The sequence below is a fragment of the Mesorhizobium sp. M4A.F.Ca.ET.022.05.2.1 genome, from assembly GCF_003998845.1.
Taxonomy (GTDB): domain Bacteria; phylum Pseudomonadota; class Alphaproteobacteria; order Rhizobiales; family Rhizobiaceae; genus Mesorhizobium.
Genome location: NZ_RZOJ01000521.1, coordinates 1 through 3,574, shown reverse-complemented (window position 1 = coordinate 3,574; position 3,574 = coordinate 1). Strand labels below are relative to the sequence as shown.

The 3,574-nt window shown below is 67.2% G+C and carries 4 protein-coding genes; 3 read left to right on the top strand and 1 reads right to left on the bottom strand.

What is annotated here, in order from left to right; translation table 11 throughout:
• The 3 genes from pcaG to pobA all read left to right on the top strand — a co-directional run.
• The coding region (pcaG, locus tag EN745_RS31895) for a protocatechuate 3,4-dioxygenase subunit alpha (RefSeq protein WP_127423090.1) at positions 1 to 589 on the top strand (589 nt) is incomplete at its 5' end.
• A gap of 11 nt (positions 590 to 600) precedes the next feature.
• Positions 601 to 1,653 carry a 3-carboxy-cis,cis-muconate cycloisomerase gene (locus EN745_RS31890; RefSeq protein WP_127423089.1) on the top strand — a complete coding sequence of 351 codons (1,053 nt, stop codon included), beginning with the start codon at positions 601 to 603 and terminating at the stop codon, positions 1,651 to 1,653.
• Positions 1,653 to 2,825, top strand: coding sequence for a 4-hydroxybenzoate 3-monooxygenase (pobA, locus tag EN745_RS31885; RefSeq protein ID WP_127423088.1), 1,173 nt, complete (start codon positions 1,653 to 1,655; stop codon positions 2,823 to 2,825). Before EN745_RS31890 ends, pobA begins: the two co-directional genes overlap by 1 nt.
• Positions 2,826 to 2,838: 13 nt before the next feature.
• Here the strand turns inward: pobA and EN745_RS31880 are convergent.
• A partial coding sequence (locus EN745_RS31880; RefSeq protein WP_127423087.1) for an acetyl-CoA C-acyltransferase occupies positions 2,839 to 3,574 on the bottom strand: 736 nt, incomplete at its 5' end.

Here is a 3,574-nt window from a genome sequence, read left to right as displayed (position 1 = left end):
GGAAAGCCCTTCGCAGACCGCGGGACCCTACGTTCATATCGGGCTGACGCCGAATTTCTGCGGCATCGGCGGCGTCTATGAAAGCGACCTCGGCTCGACCATGGTCAATGGTGAGACCAGGGGCGAGCGCATCGAGCTGCGTATCTGCGTTTTCGACGGTGCCGGCGCGCCGCTCAAGGACGCGCTGATCGAGATCTGGCAGGCCGATGCCAACGGTTTCTACAATTCGCCGGCCGAATTGCGCGGCGCTGCCGATCCGAGCTTTTCGGGATGGGGCCGGAAGCCGACCGACATGGAAACGGGCGTCTGCCTGTTCCAGACGATCAAGCCCGGCCGCGTGCCGTTCCGCGACGGGCGGCTGATGGCGCCGCACATTACGCTGTGGATCGTGGCGCGCGGCATCAATATCGGCCTCCATACCCGGCTCTATTTCTCGGACGAGGAAAAGGCCAATGCCGAGGACCCGATCCTTGCCCGCATCGAGCATCGCCTGCGCGTTCCGACGCTGATCGCCAAGCGCCAGGGCGACACCTACGTCTTCGATGTCCACCTGCAGGGCGAGAAGGAGACGGTCTTCTTCGACAGCTGACCGACCGGAACATGACCGTATCGCCCTTCGATCATCCGCTGCTTTCGGCTCTCCTCGGCGACGAGGAGGCGGCAAGGCATTTTTCCGTGGAAGCCGACATCGACGCGATGCTGGCTTTCGAGCGCGCCCTGGCCGAGGCCGAGGCCGAGTGCGGCGTCATTTCCAACGACGCCGCAACGGCAATCGGCTCGGCTCTGACCTCGTTCCGGCCCGACACGGCCAGGCTCAGGGCCGGCGTTGCCAGAGACGGGGTCGTGGTGCCGGAGTTGGTACGCCAGATCAAGGCCGCCGTCGGCGAACCGCACAATGCGTTCGTTCATTTCGGCGCGACCAGCCAGGACGTCATCGACAGCTCGCTGGTGCTGCGGCTCAGCGGCGCGGTCGACCATATCGGCCTGCTGCTCAGCGAAAACATCGTGCGGCTTGCGGGCCTCGAACAGGATTTCGGGGGCAGGGCGCTGATGGCGATGACGCGCATGCAGCCGGCAATCCCGATCACGGTTGGAGATCGGATTGCCTCATGGCGGGCGCCGCTGGAGCGTCACCAACTCAGATTGAAGGAACAGTCCGCGCGGCTGCTGGTCGTCCAGTTCGGCGGCGCGGCCGGCACGCTCGATAGACTCGGCGACAAGGCTGCGCCCGTGCGCGCGGCGCACGCCGCCAAACTCGGCCTCGGCGATGCGCCGCAGTGGCACAGCCAGCGCGACGCGCTGGCCGATTTCGCCAGCTGGCTGTCGCTGGTGACCGGCAGCCTCGGCAAGTTCGGCCACGACATCGCGCTGATGGGGCAGGCCGGTACGGACATAAAACTGTCCGCGGGCGGCGGCTCGTCGGCCATGCCGCACAAGCAGAACCCGGTGAAGGCGGAGGCGCTGGTGGCCCTTGCCCGCTTCAACGCCACCCAGCTTGCCGGCATGCACCAGGCGCTGGTGCACGAGCAGGAGCGCTCTGGCGCCGCCTGGACACTGGAATGGCTGATCCTGCCGCAGATGGTGGTGGCGACAGCGGGAGCACTCCGGCTCGCCGCGGAGCTTGCCGGACAGATCGAAAGCCTCGGACACTGATGCGTACACAGGTTGTTATCATCGGCTCGGGCCCATCCGGCCTGCTGCTCGGCCAGTTGCTCGCCACCATTGGTGTCGAGACCGTCATTCTCGAACGGTCGAGCCGCGAGCATGTGCTCGGCAGGGTGCGCGCCGGCGTGCTCGAACAGGGGACCGTCGACCTGCTCGGCGAGGCGGGCGCGGCAGACAGGCTCCATGCCGAAGGACTGCCGCATTCCGGCATCTCGCTCGCCTTCGACGGTCGCCTGCACCGCATCGACCTCACGGCGCTCACCGGCGGCAAGCATGTCACCGTCTACGGCCAGACCGAGGTGACGCATGATCTGATGGACAAGCGCGAAACGGCCCGGCTGGTCACCGTCTACGAAGCCGCGAACGTCGCGCCGCATGATTTCGATGGCGCGGCGCCTTTCGTCACCTATGACAAGGACGGTGTCGGCCATCGCATCGACTGCGACTTCATCGCCGGCTGCGACGGCTATCACGGCGTCAGCCGCCGCTCGGTGCCGGAGGGCGCGCTGAAGACCTTCGAGCGGACCTATCCGTTCGGCTGGCTGGGCGTGCTGGCGGAGGTGCCGCCGGCCGACCACGAGCTGGTCTACGCCAATCACGAGCGCGGCTTTGCGCTGTGCTCGATGCGCTCGCCGCACCGCAGCCGCTACTATGTGCAGTGCCCGGCGGACGAGCGCGTCGAAGCCTGGTCCGACGATCGTTTCTGGGACGAGTTGCGCCGGCGCTTGCCGCCGAAGACGGCCGCCGCCGTCACCACCGGGCCGTCCTTCGAGAAGTCGATCGCGCCGCTGCGCTCCTTCGTCGCTGAGCCGATGCGCTTCGGAAAGCTGTTCCTGGTCGGCGACGCGGCCCATATCGTGCCGCCGACCGGCGCCAAGGGCCTCAACCTTGCCGCCAGCGACGTGCGCTATCTCTTTGCCGGGCTTCGCGAATTCTATAGCGAGAGATCTCAGGCAGGGCTCGACGCCTATTCAGCCAAGGCGCTGGCGAGGGTCTGGAAAGCGGTGCGTTTCTCGTGGTGGATGACGACGATCCTGCACCGTTTTCCCGAGACGGGCGAATTCGGCCAGCGCATCCAGGAAGCCGAGCTCGACTATCTCGTGCATTCCAAAGCGGCGTCTACCGCTCTGGCGGAGAATTACGTCGGCCTGCCGTATTGATCGGCAAGGCCCGTCAAACCCGCTCCAGCGCGATCGCAATACCCTGGCCGACGCCGATGCACATGGTGGCGAGCGCATAGCGGCCGCCGCGCTCGCGAAGCTCCAGCGCCGCCGTGCCGGTAATGCGGGCGCCCGACATGCCGAGCGGGTGGCCGAGCGCGATCGCGCCGCCATTCGGGTTGACGTGCGCGGCGTCCTCGGCGATGCCAAGCTGGCGCAGCACCGCGATGCCCTGCGAGGCGAAGGCCTCGTTGAGCTCGACGACGTCGAACTGGTTGGGCGTCAGGCCGAGGCGGGCGCAGAGTTTCTTCGTCGCCGGCGCCGGGCCGATGCCCATAATGCGCGGCGCGACGCCGGCGGCAGCACCGCCAAGGATGCGGGCGATAGGCGTCAGGCCGTGTTTCTTCGCGGCTGCTTCCGAAGCGATGACGAGGGCGGCCGCGCCGTCATTGACGCCGGAGGCGTTGCCGGCGGTCACGGTGGCGCCCGGGCGGAATGGCGTCGGCAGTTTGGCCAGCGCCTCGATGGTGGTGCCGGCGCGTGGATGCTCGTCCTTGCCGACCACGATTGCATCGCCCTTCCTTTGCGGGATCGTCACCGGCGTGATCTCCTTTGCCAGCCGGCCATTGGCTTGCGCCGCCACAGCCTTGTCCTGGCTGCGCACGGCAAAGGCATCCTGGTCGGCGCGCGAAACGGCAAAGTCCTCGGCGACGTTTTCGCCCGTTTCCGGCATGGAATCGACGCCATAC